The sequence below is a fragment of the Paenibacillus methanolicus genome, from assembly GCF_008124765.1.
GTDB lineage: Bacteria > Bacillota > Bacilli > Paenibacillales > Paenibacillaceae > Paenibacillus_Z > Paenibacillus_Z methanolicus.
This window is the reverse complement of record NZ_VNHS01000020.1, coordinates 1-18,950: the sequence shown is the minus strand read 5'-3', so window position 1 is coordinate 18,950 and position 18,950 is coordinate 1. Positions and strand designations below refer to the sequence as shown.

General features: G+C 57.8%; 16 protein-coding genes and 1 rRNA gene. 10 read left to right on the top strand and 7 right to left on the bottom strand.

What is annotated here, in order from left to right; all coding sequences use genetic code 11:
* Window positions 1–127: 127 nt before the first annotated feature.
* The 8 genes from BCM02_RS33525 to BCM02_RS33490 all read left to right on the top strand — a co-directional run bounded on the left by BCM02_RS33525 (window position 128) and on the right by BCM02_RS33490 (window position 12,812).
* Window positions 128–331: a cold-shock protein gene (locus BCM02_RS33525; RefSeq protein WP_148933480.1), complete on the top strand. Its 204-nt coding sequence runs from the start codon at window positions 128–130 to the stop codon at window positions 329–331.
* Between the two features lie 155 nt (window positions 332–486).
* The gene (locus BCM02_RS33520) at window positions 487–705 is read left to right on the top strand and encodes a cold-shock protein (RefSeq protein WP_148933479.1); all 219 of its coding nucleotides are present in this window, start codon (window positions 487–489) and stop codon (window positions 703–705) included.
* A gap of 380 nt (window positions 706–1,085) precedes the next feature.
* Window positions 1,086–6,500 carry a diguanylate cyclase gene (locus tag BCM02_RS33515; protein WP_148933478.1) on the top strand — a complete coding sequence of 1,805 codons (5,415 nt, stop codon included), beginning with the start codon at window positions 1,086–1,088 and terminating at the stop codon, window positions 6,498–6,500.
* A 590-nt stretch (window positions 6,501–7,090) separates the two neighbouring features.
* Window positions 7,091–8,851, top strand: coding sequence for a peptide-binding protein (locus BCM02_RS33510; RefSeq protein WP_148933477.1), 1,761 nt, complete (start codon window positions 7,091–7,093; stop codon window positions 8,849–8,851).
* 90 nt (window positions 8,852–8,941) lie between these two features.
* Window positions 8,942–9,913 (top strand): ABC transporter permease, encoded by a 972-nt coding sequence (locus tag BCM02_RS33505; RefSeq protein ID WP_148933476.1) that lies wholly within the window; start codon window positions 8,942–8,944, stop codon window positions 9,911–9,913.
* Complete coding sequence (locus BCM02_RS33500; RefSeq protein ID WP_148933475.1) at window positions 9,910–10,842, top strand: ABC transporter permease; 933 nt, start codon at window positions 9,910–9,912, stop codon at window positions 10,840–10,842. The genes BCM02_RS33505 and BCM02_RS33500 overlap by 4 nt, the downstream gene beginning before the upstream one ends.
* A complete protein-coding gene (locus BCM02_RS33495; RefSeq protein WP_148933474.1) occupies window positions 10,839–11,828 on the top strand; it encodes an ABC transporter ATP-binding protein in 990 nt (329 codons plus the stop codon). The genes BCM02_RS33500 and BCM02_RS33495 overlap by 4 nt, the downstream gene beginning before the upstream one ends.
* Before the next feature lie 3 nt (window positions 11,829–11,831).
* The gene (locus BCM02_RS33490) at window positions 11,832–12,812 is read left to right on the top strand and encodes an ABC transporter ATP-binding protein (RefSeq protein WP_148933473.1); all 981 of its coding nucleotides are present in this window, start codon (window positions 11,832–11,834) and stop codon (window positions 12,810–12,812) included.
* 142 nt (window positions 12,813–12,954) lie between these two features.
* Here the strand turns inward: BCM02_RS33490 and BCM02_RS33485 are convergent, their stop codons facing one another.
* The 7 genes from BCM02_RS33485 to BCM02_RS33455 all read right to left on the bottom strand — a co-directional run bounded on the left by BCM02_RS33485 (window position 12,955) and on the right by BCM02_RS33455 (window position 17,857).
* Window positions 12,955–14,376 (bottom strand): MFS transporter, encoded by a 1,422-nt coding sequence (locus BCM02_RS33485; protein ID WP_148933472.1) that lies wholly within the window; start codon window positions 14,374–14,376, stop codon window positions 12,955–12,957.
* Between the two features lie 159 nt (window positions 14,377–14,535).
* Window positions 14,536–15,072, bottom strand: coding sequence for a TetR/AcrR family transcriptional regulator (locus tag BCM02_RS33480; RefSeq protein ID WP_148933471.1), 537 nt, complete (start codon window positions 15,070–15,072; stop codon window positions 14,536–14,538).
* Window positions 15,073–15,093: 21 nt separating this feature from the next.
* On the bottom strand, window positions 15,094–15,276 hold the full coding sequence (locus BCM02_RS33475) for a hypothetical protein (protein WP_148933470.1): 183 nt from the start codon (window positions 15,274–15,276) through the stop codon (window positions 15,094–15,096).
* Between the two features lie 31 nt (window positions 15,277–15,307).
* Entirely contained in the window at window positions 15,308–15,805 is a 498-nt protein-coding gene (locus BCM02_RS33470; RefSeq protein WP_148933469.1) for a hypothetical protein, read from the bottom strand.
* Window positions 15,798–16,109, bottom strand: a complete 312-nt coding sequence (locus BCM02_RS33465) for a hypothetical protein (RefSeq protein ID WP_148933468.1) — start codon at window positions 16,107–16,109, stop codon at window positions 15,798–15,800. Before BCM02_RS33465 ends, BCM02_RS33470 begins: the two co-directional genes overlap by 8 nt.
* 206 nt (window positions 16,110–16,315) lie before the next feature.
* Window positions 16,316–17,506, bottom strand: coding sequence for an MFS transporter (locus BCM02_RS33460; RefSeq protein WP_148933467.1), 1,191 nt, complete (start codon window positions 17,504–17,506; stop codon window positions 16,316–16,318).
* 69 nt (window positions 17,507–17,575) lie between these two features.
* Entirely contained in the window at window positions 17,576–17,857 is a 282-nt protein-coding gene (locus BCM02_RS33455) for an ArsR/SmtB family transcription factor (protein ID WP_148933466.1), read from the bottom strand.
* 164 nt (window positions 17,858–18,021) lie between these two features.
* Between BCM02_RS33455 and BCM02_RS33450 the strand changes: the two genes are divergently transcribed.
* Entirely contained in the window at window positions 18,022–18,564 is a 543-nt protein-coding gene (locus BCM02_RS33450) for a hypothetical protein (RefSeq protein WP_148933465.1), read from the top strand.
* A 212-nt stretch (window positions 18,565–18,776) separates the two neighbouring features.
* Window positions 18,777–18,950 (top strand): 16S ribosomal RNA (locus tag BCM02_RS33445); the annotation flags it as partial.

Below are 18,950 nucleotides of genomic sequence, written 5' to 3'. Positions count from 1 at the left end.
GACCTGATTCGCATATTGTAGAGGGTTATTATTTTGTGTCATAATAACCTTGTCCAATATGTGAATTTTATTTTTCTCCAAAAAATAGAAGGTCATGTATACATTTAACAAGCGGAGGTAATGAACAATGTCCCAACAAGGTACAGTAAAATGGTTTAATGCAGAGAAAGGTTTCGGCTTCATCGAAGTTGAAGGCGGCAACGATGTATTCGTTCACTTCAGCGCGATCCAAGGCGATGGCTTCAAAACCCTCGACGAAGGCCAACGCGTTGAGTTCAACGTAGTACAAGGCAACCGTGGTCCACAAGCTGAAAACGTTGTAAAACTGTAAGAATCCGATTCTTGCACGCACAACAACCGAACACTGCCCTTAACATAAGTTGAGGGCAGTTTCTTTTTCGGCTTTTGAAGGAAGATTGGCCCTGTTTCGAGAGGATTAGCCAGTCGGCTGGCCTTGCCCAGATTTGTCCAAGGAGGGGTTCGACGATGTATTATTCGCGGAAAAGACCTGTTGAAGAAGTGCCGGTGCAGGATACGGCGGTGTGGACGTGTTCGAATGACGATTGCAACGGTTGGATGCGAGACGACTTCGCGTTCGCGGAACAGCCATGCTGTCCGCAGTGCCAATCGGCCATGATTAGCGCCGTAAAAAGTCTTCCGGTTCTCGTCAACACGAGCCCCGGGAAAAAATCGACCACCGTTTAGGACTACCCCATAAGCTGCACGTACATAATAGAATAGACGCTTCCAAGTGGGGGCTCAACCTGGGCGAATAAATTGGTTGAGCTCTTTTTGTTTTGTTTGCTCATGACTTAAATTCCTTTAATTGGATGAGAACGCGAGGCGGTTTCATTTTTGGTTCATCGCGTGAAGTGATATAATGGAATTAACTTACTGTTGACCTTTCGCACCCCCGCTGATCGAGCGGGGCGTTTTTCATTGAAATACAAGACTGTATATGTTTCGCGCATATAAATCAACTTGTATTTCTCTGGAATGAAACTTGCTGCGCCGCCAATGACGGCGACAGCCGTTTCGCCTTGCGACGAAGGAAGAAGGCAGCACGACGAACGGGGTGAGTCCGGATGCATCGAATTAACGACCAATACGAGATTGTACAGCCCGTGCAGGGAGATCCATCCGGTACGCTGTATACCGCGCGGGATTTGCAGCAAGCCGGGCGAGTCGTCTATTTGCGCGTCATGCCGCAGTCCGATTCCGCGGAAGTGACGGGCGCGATGCTATACGAGGAGATGGTGACGCTTCGCTCGTTGTCGTACCCCGCGATCCCCGAAGTGTACCAGTTTGGACTGGTCGAGACCATAGACGGCCGGCAATCGGCGGAGCCGGCGCTTTACTGCGCCTACGAATGCGCGAGCGGGGTGCCGCTGCTCGAGGCGGCGCGACAGTGCGACCGGAACCGCATCGTCGACTGGTTCGTCCAAGTTTGCCATGCCGTCACGTACTTGCATGACCGGGGCTTGGTTCACCGGCACGTGAACGGCGAGCATATCCTCGTGCAGGGGGAGAGGGGGGAGGCGGGCATCAAATTTCGGCGTCTCGTCATATCGGCGGAGCATGAACGAATGCTGCATCCCAAATGGGGCGTGGGTACCCCGTACAAGTCGCCGGAATGGTACGCGAATCGGGAGGAGACCGCCAGAAGCGACCAATTCGCGCTGGGGGTGCTGCTCTTCAAACTGCTCGGCGGCGACGAAGAGGGCGCGAAGATCGCGCGCCCGCTCGAGAAGGCGCAGCGTGCCTGCGCAGAAGGCGGCCCCGGAGCGGATAAGCGGCTGAGCGGTTTGCTGCGAATCGTGGAGAAGCTGACGCAGGAAGATCCGGAAGAACGTTATGAACACCTCTATGAGATCGTCCAGGCCGTGAACGGCGTCATGGGCACGGCCTATCCGCTGGTACGAACGGAGTTTACCGAACGGATGGTGGCCGACTTCCCGATTATCGGCCGGTCCGATACGGAGCAACGGCTGCATCGCCAGTTCGATCGCGCGTGGCGCGCGGAATCGTTGACTCGGATCGCGTTGGTGACGGGCGAATCGGGCATCGGGAAGAGCCGGATGCTGGACGAGCTGGCCGTACGGGCCATCTTCGGGCGGATCGGCGTCTACGCGGGCAAATCCGTCTCTCAAAGTCCGGTTCCCTTCGCGGCCATCATCCCGATCGTCAAGAAGCTAATCGCGCGTGCCTCCGCCGAACAATTAGGACAATACGGGCCCGAGCTCGTCAAGCTGGCGGCGGACGAACCGCGGCTGCGCGGCGTTCAGCCCACCGCGGCGCTTTCGGAAGACAAGGAACGATTGCGGCTGCGAATCCGGCTCGCCCAATTCGTTCGGGACGTGCTTGGCGGCAAGCCGGCGCTCTTCCTCATCGACGATGCGCATCGGCTGGACGCTGGCGCCTTGGAGTGGCTGGATTACGTGTTTAGAGAGTTGGCGGATCTGCCGCTGTGCTTGGTGCTTGCCTACAACGAACACGAGATGGAAGAGGCGGCCAAGATCTTCTTGAAGCGATGGCAGGGGCTGGGCTGGACCGAGGCTTATCCGCTCGGGCGGTTCACGGAAGCGCAGAGCGGTCAGATGGTCAAGTCGCTGCTCGGCTTGAACCGGATACCGCCCCAGTTTTCCAAGCGCATTCATGAAGAGAGTCAGGGCAACCCGGGGTTTATCACGCACATTTTGCTCGCCCTCCGGCTGGAGAAGAAGCTGTACGTGAACGAGCGTGGCAAATGGTCGACCGAGTTCGATGCGCGCGGCGATTACGCCGTGCTGCCGCTTCCGGTCAGCATCGAGGATGCGATCGCCAAACAGTTGGATTCGCTTAGCGGCGCCGCATACAAGGCGCTCGAGCTGATGGCGGTCTGTCAGGGGGAATTGCCGCTCGCGGTACTAGAGCAGTTGACGATGCGCGCGGGCGCCGCCGACGCGTTGGAGGAACTCGTTAGCGAGCAACTGCTGGAGATGCGGGAGGGGGATTTAGGCGGAGGCAGCTGCGGCTTCCAGTCTAATATCGTCAAGAGCGCGATCTATAACCGGATCGGCGCGCATCGGCGCGAGGAGCTCCATCGCCGCCTGGCCGACGAGCTGGGGCGCGAATGTTATCAGGCGAGCAACCCGTTCCAGCTGGAGCGCATTCATCATTTGCTCCAGCTCGGGGAGCATGCTGATGCGCTTGCGCTGATCTATAAGGCGGTTCATCACTTCATGAACTACTCGATGCGGGACCAGGCGCTGCAATATTTGCGGACGGCGCTATGGCTGTCGGACGAACTCGGCGATTCCCGGGAGCGGCTTCGCATGCAAGTGCTCACGGGCGAAGTTTATTCGGGGCAGGGCAATCACGAGCAGGCGCTGGCGTTATTCGAGGCCGCCCTGCTTCAAGCGGCGGAATTAGCCGACCATGAGCTGCAAGTCGACATTCAGTGTCAGCTCGCGGAGCTCCATATTCGCAAGAACGAGCGGCTGCAAGCGGAGGCGCTGCTGAACGGGGCGATCGAGCTGTCGCGGGCGATGGGCTATAAGAAGGGGTTGCTAGAGGCGACCGCATCGTTCAGCCGGATCGCGGACTACGCGCAGTACGGCGAGCAGCTGGCCCGGGTGGAAGCGTTGTTGTCCCCGGAAGACGAGGCCAACTATCCGGAGCAGATGGCCAAGCTCTACAAGGCCAAGGGTATTTATTCGCTTACCTTGGCCAAGCATCTCGAGGCGGAGGATGCGTTCCGGATCAGCATGGAGCTGAGCCGGCAGGCCGGACGGATGGAAGACGTCTCGAATACGCTGACGAGTCTGGGCGTTATTCAAGTGCTGCATTACGACAATTTGGAGGCGGGGCGCAATTACTTCGAGCAGGCCCTGCGGGCGGCGCTGAAATCCGGTTCTCCGCACGCGGTCACCCACTATAGCAACCTGCTGGAGATCAGCGTGACCGTCGACCAATACGCGGAAGCGCTCGACTACTTCAAGCGGGCGGAGACGCTCGCGATCGAATACGATTTTACGCTGCGGATTTTGGGGCTGGCGATAAGCGGGATCCATCTCTACACGCAGCTGAGCGAATATCAGAAGGCGTACAAGTATTTGCTGCAAGCGGAAAATTTGCTGAAGGAGCAGGGTCCCGACTCGTATTGGGTCATACCGGAATATCATGAACGCGCAGCTTTCTTCTACTATCGCATGGGCATGTTCGAGAAGGCGCTTTGGCATGCGGAGGAGGGCATCCGGCACAGTCAAGACTACCATGATGCGGAGCGGACGCATTGCAAAGGCACACGCATGCTTGCCGGCTTCCAGCTGGCCAAGCGTGTAGATCGTGACGAGCTGCGGCGGGGGTTGGAGGAGCTTCGTCGGACGAAGCACGTCCGCACCTTCCGCCAGCTACTGCACGAGTGCGCCAAGCTGCTGCTGCTCGAAGGGGCGGCCGCGGAAGCTCGGCCTTTGCTCGCGGAGAGCGCTTCGCTTGCGCCTCGGGCGGATTCGGAGCGGCTGTCGGTCGAGCTGTTGTGGCTCGAAGGCCGCAGCGAAGGCGGAGGCATCGGCCTCGCGAAGCTCCGCGAAGCGTTATCGCGCAGCGAAGCGGGTTATGCCGAATATCTCGTATGGAAGGCCCACACGGCGCTCGGCGTTATTTATGCGGCGTTAGGCGAGATCGAACAGGCGCGCGACAGCTACGTGTTGGCGCTGGATGCCCTGCATGCGCTGACGGAGCGGGTACCCGAGCCGTTCAAGGCGTACTATCTGCAGTCGGGCGGCCGCGACCGGCTGCCGGAGGGCATTCGGCAATTAGCCCGCCGAGCGGCGGAAGACGCGAACTTGGGAGAAGCGAGCGGCGGGACGGGCGATGCGAGCCTCGGTGCGGAGGGCGGTTTTCGGGAACTGGCTGACGTGCTGAATGCCGTTGCCGGAGCGGATGCGGCGGCGCAAAACGAACGGGATGCCGCTTGGATCGGCGCCGCGCTTGTCGGCCAGAGCGGACAGTATGAGCGCAACTTGCAGCTGCTCGCCGAGACGGCCGGCAAACTGGCGCGGGCGGACCGAGTTTGCTTTGTGCTGCCCGGCGAGGAAGAACGGCGATATCAGGTTATCGGCTCGCCGCCGGAGACGGGCGTGCAGGATTACGTGCTCGGCTTTGCCAAATCGCGCCGCGGCGGATTCTACGTCTCCGAGCGGTTCGGCGACACGCGTGGCTGCGCGGAAGTACGGCTTCCGCCCGGAGCGAGGGCCGTCATGTGTCTGCCGATCTATGCCGGTCCCGCCGCGGCGGGGGAACGTCACGATCTGTCCCGAGGGAGCACGGGACGCGAGGAGGAATCGGCCGGGTATTTATACCTGGAGGCAAGGACGCCGCTGCACCGTTTTGACGAGACGACCTTGGAGCGGTGCGGATGGCTGGCGCAGATCGGACTGCTCTCGATCGACAATTACCGATTGCAGATTATGTCGGCGATCGACAAGCTTACGGGTGTGTATACCCGCAAATATTTCGAAACGATCCATAGCGAAATCATTGCCGCCAGCTTGCGGCGAAACGGGAAGTATGCGGTGATGTTCTCGGATATCGACCGCTTCAAGAGCGTGAACGACAGTTATGGACACAAGCGGGGGGACGAAATTTTGCGCGAGGTCGGGCGCTTATTCCGGGAAGGGCTGCGGGAGGGTGACATCTGCTGCCGTTACGGCGGGGAAGAGTTTATTTTCCTGCTGCCGGACGCCGATCATGATCAAGCGCAAGCCATGGCGGAGCGCCTTCGCAGCCGCGTGGAGGAAGCCAGGCTGCTCGGGCAATCGACGCCGCTGACGGTGAGCCTGGGCGTGGCGGCATGCCCGGGTCAAGGCGGGCAGTGGGAGGAGCTCAAGGAACGGGCGGACCAGGCGTTGTATCATGCCAAAGAGACTGGCCGCAACCGGGTCAGCGTGTGGGACGCCGCCATGGGACAGACGGCCAAGCGCGTCGACAAGCTGGCGGGGATCGTCGCGGGCAGCCTGGTGCAGGATCAACGCAATGTCCTGGTGCTCGTCGAGCTGCTGCAGCTGCTGAACGAGGGCAAGAGCGAGGAAGAAACGTTGTACCTGATGCTGGGACGCGTCATGGAAATTTTGGAGGCGGCGGAAGGATTCGTCCTGACGACCGAAGAGGCCGGTCCGGAAGAAAGCCCGGCGGAAGGGCGCGTCTATGCCCGCAAGCGGTACGAGGAAGGCTGGACGGGGCGGCCCTCCTTTAATGCCCAGTTGGTGGAGCAAGTCGTTCGGGCCAAGTCCGGCGCTTATTTGATCGATTGGGATCACTCCGAAGACTTGAGGTTCGGGGAACCGGTGTGGCATTCCGTCATGCTTGTCCCGTTAATTCGCCGCGGCCGGGTGAAGGGCGTTATTCAGCTTTCATCGCCGATCGGCAAGAAAGAATACAGGTACAATGATTATAATTATTTACACAAATTAGCAGAGTTGTTTGCGGCTGCGCTCGGCGGCGGCAATCATCCAGCGTGACAAATACCTGACGCGGTCGGGGCGAGGTGCAACCTCGCGGCGAAGACGCTCTCTTAAGAGGGCGTCTTTTTGTTTGGACCTGTTCGAAGGGAATGGACCTGGATTCAAGCGGGTAACGATTGGGTAAGGATAGCGATTGGCCTCCCGAAAGCACATAAACCCGCTATTTTCAAGGATGTAAACGCATTCAAATAGTCAGGGATAATGTTTCGGATTTTTCCGGACAACTCGCATAAAAGGTGGGGGGGGAAATCATATTTTTAGATGAAAGCTATATTCTTCTCTCGCTGGAAGTTTAGAATGTTCGGATTTGACAGAAAAATAAATAAAATAGAACGTTAATATAATTAACGTTCTCGCTTAAAAATAACATTTTTTATTGGGGATATTGTAAAATTTTCACTTACTACTTATAATTTTTATTGTATTATTCACAATTATTATGAATCTCGGAGGTGTGAGGGGCTTCTTGTGTTAGATATACTTACATAAACAGACATGAGGTAAGCGTCTAACACCGTCGTTGCGGAGGGATATCGACAAAGTTTTCATTCTATTCAAATTAGCGAAACAACAGAAGGAGTGGACTCATGAAAAAACCGAATAAATTGATGCTTTGCCTCTCGATTATGGCGCTCGCGGGTTCCGTGTTGGCCGGCTGCAGCAATGGTAATAATACCGGCGGCAATAACGCGCCGGCCGATAACGCTGGCAACAACAAGGCGGCGAACGCGCCGGCGAACAATGCGCCGGCCGAAGAACCGGCAACCCCTGACGCGAATACGCCCGTGGACGGCGGCGAGCTCGTCGTGAGCTCCTTCTCCGATATCGTATCCATCAATCCGATTTTTGTAGGCGACACGGCATCCGGCGATATCGACTACTTGGTCAACGCCAGACTGCTCGATCTGGATCGCGCGGGCAACGTGGTCGCCGAAGAATGGTCTCTGGCCGCGGAGCTGCCGCAGGTAAGCGAAGACGGACTCACTTATACGATCAAGCTGAAGCCGGAAGCGAAGTGGAGCGACGGCCAGCCGCTCACGGCTGACGATATCGTCTACACGTTCGATACGATCCGCAATCCGGAAGCCGCTTCCCTGGCGATCAGCAACTTCGACAAGATCGAATCGGTCACGAAGGTGGACGCCCAGACGGTCACGATCAAGCTGAAGCAGGTGTACTCGCCGTTCCTGTACTCGCTGACGACGTCGATCGTCCCGGCGCACGTGCTGAAGGACGTGCCTGCCAAGGAACTGGCGAAGCATCCGTTCGGCTCCGATCCGGCGAAGACGGTCACGAGCGGTCCGTGGAATTGGACGGAATGGAAGAACGGCCAGTACCTGACGATGGAAGCGAATCCGAACTACTGGGGACCCAAGCCGCACATCCAGAAGATCACGTACAAAATTTACGCCGACCAGAATACGGAAGTTCAAGCCCTCATCAAAGGCGACGTGGATATGACGTCCGCGATTCCGCTGCCGCTGCTGGATACCGTGAAGGCGAACGAGAACATCAACGTCATTCTCGCGCCGGGGCCGCAATATGAATACTTGGGCTTCAACTTCAAGGACGACAACTTCCCGGGCAAAGTATCGCCGTTCAAAGGCATGAAGACCCGTCAAGCGATCGCCACCGCGCTGAATCGCCAAGGCATGGTCGACAACATCCTCAAAGGCACGGGCACGCCGCTGAACGCGCCGTTCCTGCCGGGCTCGTGGTCGGATCCGGGCGACAAGGCGACAACGTATTCGTACGACGTCGAGAAGGCGAAGGCGCTCTTGGCCGAAGACGGCTGGGTTGCGGGCAAGGATGGCATCCTCGCGAAAGACGGCCAGCGCTTCTCCTTCGAGCTGCAGTACAACGCGGGCAACAGCCGCCGCGAGCAAGTCGCGGCCGTTATTCAGCAGAACTTGGCGGACGTTGGCATCGAAGTGAAGCCGAAAGGCATCGACTTCGCGGCGTGGATCGATCAGAACGTCACGCCGGGCAAATACGAGGCGATTCTTCTGTCGTGGTCGCTCTCCAATCCGGATCCGGCCAGCAACGAGAGCATCTTCTCGTCCAAGTACTTCCCGCCGACGGGCCAGAACACCGGCTGGTACAAGAATGAGAAACTCGACCAACTGTGGATCGACGGCACGTTGACGGCCGACCAGAGCAAGCGCAAGGAAATTTACGGCGAAGTCGGCAAAGAAATTTCCACGGACCTGCCGTACGTCTTCCTGTACCAATACGGTTTGCCTGAAGCGCAGAACAAGAAGATCAAGTACGCCGAGGAAGATAAGCCGGAGTCGACGCTTGGCTACGGATACTTCTTCCACGTGAACAAATGGTGGGTTGCGCCATAACGCAAGCCATATTTCCATCAGCATGATTTGACCAGGGGGAAGGTGTCCAGTAGGCCCTTCCCCTTTGTATTTGACGAAGGGGGAAGCATAATGACCGAATATCTGATTCGCCGTACGCTCCAGTCGGTGCTTGTCCTGCTGCTGATCACGATCGTGACGTTCCTTCTTATTCATGCGGCGCCCGGCGGTCCGAAGACCATATTTCTGAGTCCCAACCTATCGCCCGAAGTCATGGAGCAGCAGGCGGAGAACATGGGGCTGAACGATCCGCTGCCGGTGCAATATTTCCGCTGGCTTGGCGATTTGACGCAGGGCGATTTCGGCTATACGTTCAAGAATAACTTGCCGGTGGGAGACCTGGTGTGGCCGACGCTGGGCAATACGATGATTCTGATGGGTTCGGCGTGGTTTCTGGCGCTCGTCATTGCGATCCCATGGGGGATTTACAACAGTACGCGGGAATATGGTTTTTCGGATCAACTCGCTTCTTTTATCGCATACATCGGATTCGCGATGCCCACCTTCTGGTTTGGGATTATTTTGCAGGAGCTGTTCGCGCTGAAATGGGACCTGCTGCCGCTGTCGGATATGTATTCGATGGGCAAGGAAGGCGATCTCGGCGACCTGGTGCTGCACTTGATTCTTCCGGTCACGGTGTTGACGCTCGGCTTCTTGGCCGGCTACGTCAAATATTCGCGCTCCAGCATGCTCGAGGTGCTGGATCAGGATTACATCCGCACCGCGCGGGCCAAAGGTCTCGGCGAACGGAAAGTTGTATTCCGCCATGCGCTCCGCAATGCGCTCATCCCGATCATTACGATCCTCGGTCTGGATCTGCCGATCCTCGTCGCCGGCGCGGCGTTGACCGAGAGCGTCTTCAACTGGCCGGGGATGGGAAGGCTGTTCCTTCAGATGGCGACGCAGCGGGAATATTCCGTGCTGATGGCCATCACGCTCATTATCGCGGTCTTCGTTATTATCGGTAACCTAATCGCGGATCTCCTGTATGCGATCGTCGACCCGAGGGTGAAGCTCGGACGGAAAGGAGGCGCTGGCGCATGAGCGACACGGCTGCACCGGTTACCGGCACGGGCCGCGCGACGGCTCCATCGAAACGGCCTCCGGGATTGTGGGCGACGGGATGGAAGAAGTTTTCCCGTAATCCGTTCGCGATGACGGGCTTGGTTGTTCTGGCGTTTTTTATCGTCATATCGCTCCTGGCGCCTTGGATCGCGCCGCATGACCCGGCGAGAGGCGATATGATGCTGCCTAACTTGCCGGCCGGCAGCGAAGGGTATTGGCTCGGCACGGACGAACTCGGCCGCGATATTTTGTCCCGCCTGCTGTACAGCGGCCGGATCTCGCTGCTCGTCGGCTTCAGCGTCGCGATCGGCACGGTCATTATCGGTACGTTCATCGGCGCGGTATCCGGTTATTTCGGCGGCTGGATCGATACAATCTTCATGCGTTTCGTCGACGTGATGAACGCGATTCCGCTGCTGTTTCTGAACATTCTCGTGCTGGCGATATTCAAGGCGGAATTCTATTATATGATCCTCATTCTCGCGCTTACCGGCTGGATGGGCGTCGCCAGGCTCGTGCGCGGCACGTTCCTGCAGCTGCGCGAGATGCAGTACGTGGAGGCGGCGCGCGCGATCGGCGTCTCGAACTGGGGCATTATTATCCGCCATCTGCTGCGCAACGCGACCGCGCCGATCATCGTCAACGCGACGCTCATGGTCGGCGGCGCGATCCTGAGCGAATCGGCCTTGTCCTATCTCGGACTCGGCGTGCAGATGCCGGATACGAGCTGGGGCCTCATGCTCTCGAACGCGCAGGAATTCATGCTCGTCGATCCGCTTCAGGCGGTCTATCCCGGCATGTGTATCTTGATCGTCGTCTTGTCCGTCAACTTTATCGGCGATGGCTTGCGGGATGCGCTCGATCCGCGCAAGAAGACCGTCAAACCCCGGAGGAGGCTCGGCAAATGACGCAAAACCTACTGGAAGTACGCAACCTGACGGCTGGATTTGAGACCGAGAACGGGTTCGTCAAGGCGACCGACCGCGTGTCCTTGTCGCTTGCCCAGGGACAGACGCTCTGCATCGTCGGGGAGTCCGGCAGCGGGAAGAGCGTCACGTCGCTTGCGATCATGCGGCTGATCGATTACGCGGGCGGTTTTATCGAGAGCGGCGAAGTATTGTTCAAGGGCGAGAACATCGCCGGCAAGAAGCAACAGGATATGATGCGCATCCGCGGCAGCAAGATGGCGATGATTTTCCAAGACCCGATGTCCGCGCTGAATCCGGTGTTCAAGGTGGGCGAGCAGATCGCGGAGAGTTTGCGTACCCATAAGAAGCTAGGCGAGAAGCAGGCGTGGGCGAAGGCCGTCGATATGCTGCGGCTGGTCGGCATCCCGAGTCCGGAGATGCGGGCGCACCAATATCCGCACGAAATGTCCGGCGGCATGTGCCAGCGCGTCGTCATCGCGATGGCGCTCGCCTGCGATCCGGAGCTCATCATCGCCGACGAGCCGACGACCGCGCTCGACGTGACGGTGCAGGCGCAAATTCTCGACCTGCTGGCGAAGCTCAAGCGCGAGCTGAAGACGTCGATCCTGCTCATTACGCACGATATGGGCGTGGCGGCGGAGATCGCCGACCGCATCGCGGTCATGTACGCGGGAGCGATCGTGGAGGAAGGCACGGTCGACCAGGTATTCCACAACCCAAGCCATCCGTACACCGTAGGCTTGCTCCGTTCCATCCCGGGTCTCGACGGCGAGCGGGGCGGCGAACTGTATACGATTAAAGGCACCATCCCGAGCATCAACGACTTGCCGACCGGCTGCAGGTTCAATCCCCGCTGCCCGCATGTCATGGACCGCTGCCTCCGGGAGGAGCCGCCGCTCATGCCGGGTAAGAACGGGCAGCGCGCGGCGTGCTGGCTGGAAGAACTTCCGAAAGAGGGGGCTTGACCGATGAGCGCGACAGCGACAGATACGTATTTGGTGGAAGCGCGCCACGTGAAGAAATACTTCCCGATCCGCAGCGGCTTGCTCAGCCGGGTCGTGGGCAACGTCAAAGCGGTGGACGATATTTCGTTCGGCATCCGGGAGGGAGAGACGTTCGGGCTCGTCGGCGAATCGGGGTGCGGCAAGTCGACGCTCGGCCGGGTCATGTTGAACCTCAAGAGCGCGACGGACGGCGAAGTTATTTTTCAAGGGCAGAACATCCACTCGGCGAACGCAAGGGAGATGCAGCGGCTACGTCAGGAGATGCAGATCATTTTTCAAGATCCGATGGGCTCGCTCAATCCGCGATTTCTCGTCAGCGACCTGATCGGCGAGCCGCTTAAACTGCACCGTCGGATGAGTGGCGCCGAGATCGACGAGCGCGTGGTGCAATTAATGGAGCTGGTCGGTCTCGACGCGAGCCGGCGCAACCGGTATCCGCATGAATTCTCCGGCGGTCAGCGCCAGCGGATCGGCATTGCCAGGGCGCTTGCGCTCGAGCCGAAGTTCATCGTCGCCGACGAGGCGGTATCCGCGCTGGACGTGTCCGTGCAGTCGCAGGTGCTTAATTTAATGATGAAGCTGCAGAAGGAACTCGGATTGACGTATCTATTTATCGCGCACGGCTTGAACGTCGTTCGCCATATCTCTACCCGGGTCGGCGTCATGTACCTAGGCAAAATGGTCGAGGTCTCGCCGACGGACGATCTGTTCGCCAAGCCGCTGCATCCGTACACAAAAGTGCTGCTGTCCGCAATTCCGACGCCGGGCATCAAGAAGGAGCGGATCATTCTCGAGGGCGACGTGCCGTCCCCGGCGAATCCGCCATCGGGCTGCCGTTTCCATACGCGCTGCCCTTACGTGCAGGACCGTTGCCGTTCGGAAGAGCCGCTGCTGCGCACGGTCGAGGGCGACAGACAGGTAGCCTGCCATTTTCCGTTGATTTAATCTGGTTGGCGATGAAGAAACAGGCTGGCGGAGAATCTCCGCCAGCCTGTTCGTGTTTAAGTTTATTGGCACCTCGTCCCGATGCGCGATCCGCGCGGGGTGTGCCGAACTGCCCCTAAGCCTCAGCTCGCTTGCACCCTGCTCAGGAAGCTTCCCCCGCCGGCTGCACCGGAGCGGTGTTTGCCGCCTTTGCGGCGCGCGATCGGGCGAACAGCAGCACGCTGATCAAGCCAAGGGCAATCATGCCGGCGCTGCTCAGCAGGGCGGGCACGATATGGTCGCCGAAATCGGAGGCGGAGCGGATCGCGCCGCCGCTTTGGAAGATGAGGCCGCCGATCGCGATGCCGAAGACGCCGCCCAGCTCGCGGGTCGCGTTGCTGACGCCGCTAGCCTCGCCCGAAGAAGTTTCCGGCACGGAGGAGAGCACGCCGTGGGCGAGCGGCGTGAAGCTAAGACCCATGCCGATTCCGCCGAGCATCATGAAGGGCGCTTGGTAGCCGAACGGGAAATCAACGCCGAAGTTTAGAATCAGCGCGCTGAAGCCGCCAAGCGCGAGTCCTTGGAGAATCAATCCAGAGGCGAGGAGCGTCCGATTGCCGAATCGGCCGACAGCGAAGCCGGCTAGCGGAGCGGTTAACATTGTGCATCCGGTCCATGCCATCGTACGGACGCCGGCTTCGAGCGCGGAATACTGCTGCCCTTGCTGAAGGAACAGCGTCAGCAGGAAGATGGCGCCGAAGATGCCCGCGTTCATCCAGAACCCGGCGAAGATATACGCGGCGTACTTGCCGCTGCGGAACAGGCTGAAGCGGACGAAGGGGTGCTGTTTATTGCGCTGCAAGAAATAGAACAGAACGAGGAGCAGCAGACCGCCCGCAATAGAGCCGACGACGAGCGCGGAGCCCCAACCTTCTTCGTTGCCTTTCTCGAGACCGAATATGATGCCGAACAGTCCGACGCCGAGAAGCAGAATACCCGGCACGTCGACCGGCTTGCGCTCGCCCTTCGACTCTCGAAGCCAGAACATGCCGAGCGCGAAGGCTAGCGCCCCGACCGGAACGTTAATCCAGAAGATGAGCTGCCAAGGGGCGCCTTCGACGATCAGTCCCCCGACGAGCGGTCCGACGGATAGCCCGAGTCCGGAAATCCCGGACCAGATGCCGAGCGCGGCCGCGCGCATGTTCGCGGGGAATGCGGCGTTCACGAGCGTCAAGCTGAGCGGCACGATGGCGGCGCCGCCGATTCCTTGCAGCGCGCGGGAGAGGATGAGCGATATGGCGTTTTCGCTAAGCCCGGAGAGGGCGGAGCCGAGCGTGAAGAGCACGACGCCGACGAGAAACATTTTCTTGCGGCCGAACCGCTCGCCGAACATGCTGAAGGGGATGAGAAGGACGGCGAACGCCAGCGTATAAGCGTTCATGAACCATTGCAGATCGCTGAGGCTTGCCTCGAATGACTGTTGAATGGAGGGCAGCGCGACGCCAAGCACCAAATTATCCAACATGGCCATGAACAAAGCTGCGCACGTCACCGCCAGCAGGCGAATTCTTGCTCCCGTAAACATGTTTACCTCACTCCTCTAATTATTTATTGATAAATAAATGGAAGTCCGAAAAAGAAGGCAATTCGCGGTCGCAAGCAAATTGGTTTGCGTTTCAAGTTCGAAACGAAGCATTTTGCCAACGGACCGTGCCATTGCCTTTTCGGGGAATGCCGCGCGGCGTTACTCGCACGTTTTGTGCTCGTGCCAGATGAGAAGTTTCGGAAGCTGCAGCGTTTCGGCGAGCGCGATAACCATGCCTTGCCCGATGAATTCGCTGGCCTTCCGGCTGGGATCCGGCAGGCCGGCTTCCTCGAAACGGGCCTTAACGCGTTCGTATACCGCATCGAAGCCCCCTCGGGTGTATTCCCGAATCGACGGTTCCGGAGCGGCGAAGGACGTCATGACGAGCAAAATTTCGTTGCGATGGCTCTCAAGCAGACGGGCGAACGCTTCGCCCATAGCCTCCTCCAGCTGCTCCGGCGGGGCCTCGGCCGTGGAGAAAGTTTCGAGGACCCGCCGTGAGGCCTGATCCAGCACGGCCAGATACAGCTCTTCCTTCGTTTTGAAGAAGTGAAAGACATAAGGCTGCGTGACCCCGACGCGGCGGGCGACTTCGGCCGTGGTCGTCTTGTAGTACCCCAACTCGGCAAACAGCGAAACGGCGGCCTCCAGGATCTGCTGTTTTCGGTTCTGCGAAACTTCTTCCTTGGATGTCATCTACGCTGTCCTTCCATTCATTTATTGACTAATAAATAAAATATAAAACGCGATTTCGGCGTTGTCAACAAAAATATCCAATTGCTTTATGCCGCTCCCTTGTGTGGGAGATTGGCCTAAGGAAACGCGCGAGACCGATGCTTTTCGGGGCGCTCGCGGGAAACCATATGTAGCGCCCGTTCGCGAGGCGGCACCTTCGTTCATCGCTCCCTATCCTCCGGCTCCGCATGCCGACTTATGCTTCGTAAATTCGGCCCAATTCAAGAAAACGGGCTATGCCGGCCCATCCGCAGTCCGGTTCGATCCCATATTCGGCGGCCAGACCGGATGCGGCGCCTGCGATATAGGAAGCGGGATCAAGGTTGTTCCATAGATGCGTCATGCGGGAAGTGGTGCCGAGAAAATGCTCGCGGTGGCGCTGTTCGGCCTGTTCCATTTTGCGCAAATCCGAGATTTGAAAATGCAGGATTCGTTCGGCATCCTCATAATCGCCGCGCGCGTCTTCTTTAGCGGGCGGTTTGCCGAGCTCCCATCCGGGCTCATAGGGGTGAGGCTCCGTTTCGAGACAACGGCGAATGGATGAAGCGAGATCTTCGAACGAAGGCTGGCGATCGCGGTGCTGCCCCAGTTGGACGAGCAGGGCGCGCAGCCAGCGCTCCAACGATTCTTCATCGGCCAGCTCCTTCTCGGCATACGGAATCAGGACGTTTCTCAGCTCAACGGCGTTAATCATAGTTCTCCTCTTTCTCGCGCATTCGACGCTCCGCGATTAGCTCGGCTTCCGTCTCGAAGTTTAGGAGAAGAGGGGCGGGGAGACGCTCCGCCAGCGATTGGACGGTAGGTAGTTCCAGTAGCTCGTCGATCGTCCCCGGCGGCGGATTCAGTTCTTCGGTCCATTCCCGGAAGGCTTCAATGAATCGGTAAAAAGACGCTTCGAATCGTTCCGCCGCTTCTTCGGCTTCCTCTTCCTCGGCCGACGACATGGTCTTCCAATTGCGGAGCATCTCCGTCAGAGCCGATTCGTACCGTTCAACCATGGGTGGGCCTCCTTTGTCTGTTCTAATATAACTTGAGTATACCTGTCCGGAGTCGACGGAAGCGAACATCATGCCGTCTTCCTGCGTCATGAACGCAAAAAACTCACGAGTATCGCGCGTTCGCGGCACTCGTGAGTCGGCTTTTTACGCCATGCTTGAGTAAGTGTCAATCTTAGGTGCTCGTTTGCCCGAAGCCGGAGTTTCTATCAAGCGCTATTTCTGCGAAGTTGCTCTGCGGCGGCGATTTTGCGGCTGCGCGCGAGACCGAGCGATAGGGCGGCCGTCCCGGCGGCGATCGTGACCATGGCGGCCCCGATCCACGTCACGGACAGCAGCGAGCCATCCTGCGTGACGATCCCGCCGATGCCGGCGCCGGCTGCCATGGCGAGCTGAAGCACCGAGGTGTTCAGACTAAGCATGATGCCGGAAGCCTCGGGGGCAAGCGTCAGAAGATAGTACTGCTGCGTGGGACCCGAAGACCATGCCGAGAACGACCACAGCATGAGAAGTGGGAACACGAGCGCAGGCGAATGGGCGGCGAGCGAGAGGGCGACTAGCATTACCGCATGCAGCAGCATGCCCCCGATAAGCGTAGGCGGGACTCCGAGGCGGTCGGTGCTCCATCCGCCGAGCTTCGAGCCGATGAGGCTGGCGATGCCGAACGCGAACAGGCCCGCGCTAACCCAATTTTCGCTCATGCCCGTTACGTCGAGCAGGAACGGCGAAATGTACGTGTAGGCGATCGCATAACCGGCAATCCAGAAGAACGTGATCGAGAGCGCGACCGCGATGCGGGGCTGCCTGAGCAGCTTCAGCTGATCGCGAAGGGGGATCGGCGCATCGCCCTCCGTTTTGGGGATGGCATAAGCAATCGCGAGAATCGCGAGCAAGCCCAGTAGTCCGATGCCGCCGAAAATCAAACGCCAGTCATAGCTGGCGGCGATAACTCTGCCCACCGGAACGCCGATGATGAGCGAAGTGCTGAAGCCCATGACCAGGGTGGCGATCGCGCTTCCTTGACGGTCGGGCGGCGCGAGTTTAGCGGCGACGGTGAGCGCCGTGACGACGAATACGCCGGTGCTGGCGGCAAGGATGATGCGCGAAGCGACAAGGAATCCGAATCCCGGCAGAACGACGGCCATCGCATTGCCGATGACGAATACGGCCAGCGCGTAGAATAGCAGTTTTCTGCGTTCGACCTTAGCCGTGACGGCCATTAAGACCGGCGTGCCGAACGCATAAGCGAGCGAGAATACGGTAATTAACTGACCCGCGGCTCCGACCGATACGCCAATGTCGGAAGCGACCCGGTCCAGGATACCGGCAATAATGTACTCCGAGGTACCGACGAGAAAACTAACCGCCGCCAACATATAGATCTTCCAAGCATTCGACATTACGACTGCTCCTCTCCATGTCCCAATAATTCTATATTTCTAAATTTATAGAAATAACGAGCGAAAAAATTACTCCAAAAGATATGGAGCGTATTTTTCTGCGATTTCGCGGTTGACGCTATAATAGATATACGTGCCGTCTTTGCGGAGCGTCAGGATGCCCGCCTCCGTCAGCTGCTTCAAATGATGGGACAGCGTCGAACCCGCGACGGATTCCAGCTTGCCGTTGATCGCGGAACAGCACAAATTCTGCTCTTCCATAAGCAGGAGCGCGATTTTTAGCCGGGTTGGTTCGCCGAGCGCTTTATAAATTTTGACCGCTTGCTGGATGTTGGCGTGGTCGTCGATCATTGGGCTCACCCTTGCCGTAGTGGTTATTTCTACAACTATAGAAATAACAGTACCACATCTTTACATAGGTGTAAATGGGAACTAAGCTTAGAGAAAGCGGGAATTTGCAAGTGGCTGTCCGCGATCTATTGTTCCAGGGAGTACGGCAAAGGAAGGTGAATGCGATGAAATGGATGGCGCGATGTATCGCGGCGGCGATTCTGACCTGGTGTTTGACGGTGATAGGCCCGACATCTGTTTATGCGTTAAAATGCGTGCAGCCGACGAATATAGAAGAGTCATATGCGAAATATGATGCCGTCGTGCTCGGCTACGTGAAGCAAGTCCAGTCGGAACGGAATGGTCAGCGAGTGGATTTTCAAGTCATGCAAAGTTTTAAAGGCATGCAACCAGGAGCGATTTCTCTTATGGATAATTGGAGCGACTTGTTAACGAATGCGCCGGACGAGGAATTGTATCTGCTGTATTTGGATAACGAAAGCGGAAAGTGGACGCATCCGACTTGCTCGCCATCCGAAAGAGCGGACACCGCGGGAGAGGAATTGACCTATTTATTGTCTCACAAAACAACGAACGCGCCCGATGAAACGATCGAGCTGAATAAAGGCAATACCGCCGGGGGAATAGCGTGGGTGATCGCGGCTTCCGCAGGCTTCATCGGCTCGATCATATATTTGATTCTTCTATATAGAAAGCCTGACCTGTAAGGATGCAAGCAGATCATACTGTTTGCGCATTAGAGATGGTTTGAAAAGTTTTTTTGAAAAAACAGTTGCAATATCAAAAGGGGCTATGGTATATTCTAATTCCGGTCGCGAGAAACGATCGGACAAGCAAGAAAACGAAACAAACTTGTTCCTTGAAAACTGAACAATGAGCGATATATGTCAACGTAAGAAATGAGCTAAACAATCTTTCTTTTATGGAGAGTTTGATCCTGGCTCAGGACGAACGCTGGCGGCGTGCCTAATACATGCAAGTCGAGCGGACTTTACCCCTCGGGGTAAGGTTAGCGGCGGACGGGTGAGTAACACGTAGGTAACCTGCCTGTAAGACCGGGATAACATTCGGAAACGAATGCTAATACCGGATA

Excerpts from the sequence above, each read along its gene's own strand:
- BCM02_RS33475 (WP_148933470.1), bottom strand. The coding sequence starts at position 15,276 with ATGAACGAAGGTGCCGCCTCGCGAACGGGCGCTACATATGGTTTCCCG.
- BCM02_RS33505 (WP_148933476.1), top strand. The coding sequence starts at position 8,942 with ATGACCGAATATCTGATTCGCCGTACGCTCCAGTCGGTGCTTGTCCTG.
- BCM02_RS33495 (WP_148933474.1), top strand. The coding sequence starts at position 10,839 with ATGACGCAAAACCTACTGGAAGTACGCAACCTGACGGCTGGATTTGAG.
- BCM02_RS33515 (WP_148933478.1), top strand. The coding sequence starts at position 1,086 with ATGCATCGAATTAACGACCAATACGAGATTGTACAGCCCGTGCAGGGA.
- BCM02_RS33500 (WP_148933475.1), top strand. The coding sequence starts at position 9,910 with ATGAGCGACACGGCTGCACCGGTTACCGGCACGGGCCGCGCGACGGCT.
- BCM02_RS33485 (WP_148933472.1), bottom strand. The coding sequence starts at position 14,376 with ATGTTTACGGGAGCAAGAATTCGCCTGCTGGCGGTGACGTGCGCAGCT.
- BCM02_RS33510 (WP_148933477.1), top strand. The coding sequence starts at position 7,091 with ATGAAAAAACCGAATAAATTGATGCTTTGCCTCTCGATTATGGCGCTC.
- BCM02_RS33490 (WP_148933473.1), top strand. The coding sequence starts at position 11,832 with ATGAGCGCGACAGCGACAGATACGTATTTGGTGGAAGCGCGCCACGTG.
- BCM02_RS33525 (WP_148933480.1), top strand. The coding sequence starts at position 128 with ATGTCCCAACAAGGTACAGTAAAATGGTTTAATGCAGAGAAAGGTTTC.
- BCM02_RS33450 (WP_148933465.1), top strand. The coding sequence starts at position 18,022 with ATGAAATGGATGGCGCGATGTATCGCGGCGGCGATTCTGACCTGGTGT.
- BCM02_RS33480 (WP_148933471.1), bottom strand. The coding sequence starts at position 15,072 with ATGACATCCAAGGAAGAAGTTTCGCAGAACCGAAAACAGCAGATCCTG.
- BCM02_RS33520 (WP_148933479.1), top strand. The coding sequence starts at position 487 with ATGTATTATTCGCGGAAAAGACCTGTTGAAGAAGTGCCGGTGCAGGAT.
- BCM02_RS33460 (WP_148933467.1), bottom strand. The coding sequence starts at position 17,506 with ATGTCGAATGCTTGGAAGATCTATATGTTGGCGGCGGTTAGTTTTCTC.
- BCM02_RS33455 (WP_148933466.1), bottom strand. The coding sequence starts at position 17,857 with ATGATCGACGACCACGCCAACATCCAGCAAGCGGTCAAAATTTATAAA.
- BCM02_RS33465 (WP_148933468.1), bottom strand. The coding sequence starts at position 16,109 with ATGGTTGAACGGTACGAATCGGCTCTGACGGAGATGCTCCGCAATTGG.
- BCM02_RS33470 (WP_148933469.1), bottom strand. The coding sequence starts at position 15,805 with ATGATTAACGCCGTTGAGCTGAGAAACGTCCTGATTCCGTATGCCGAG.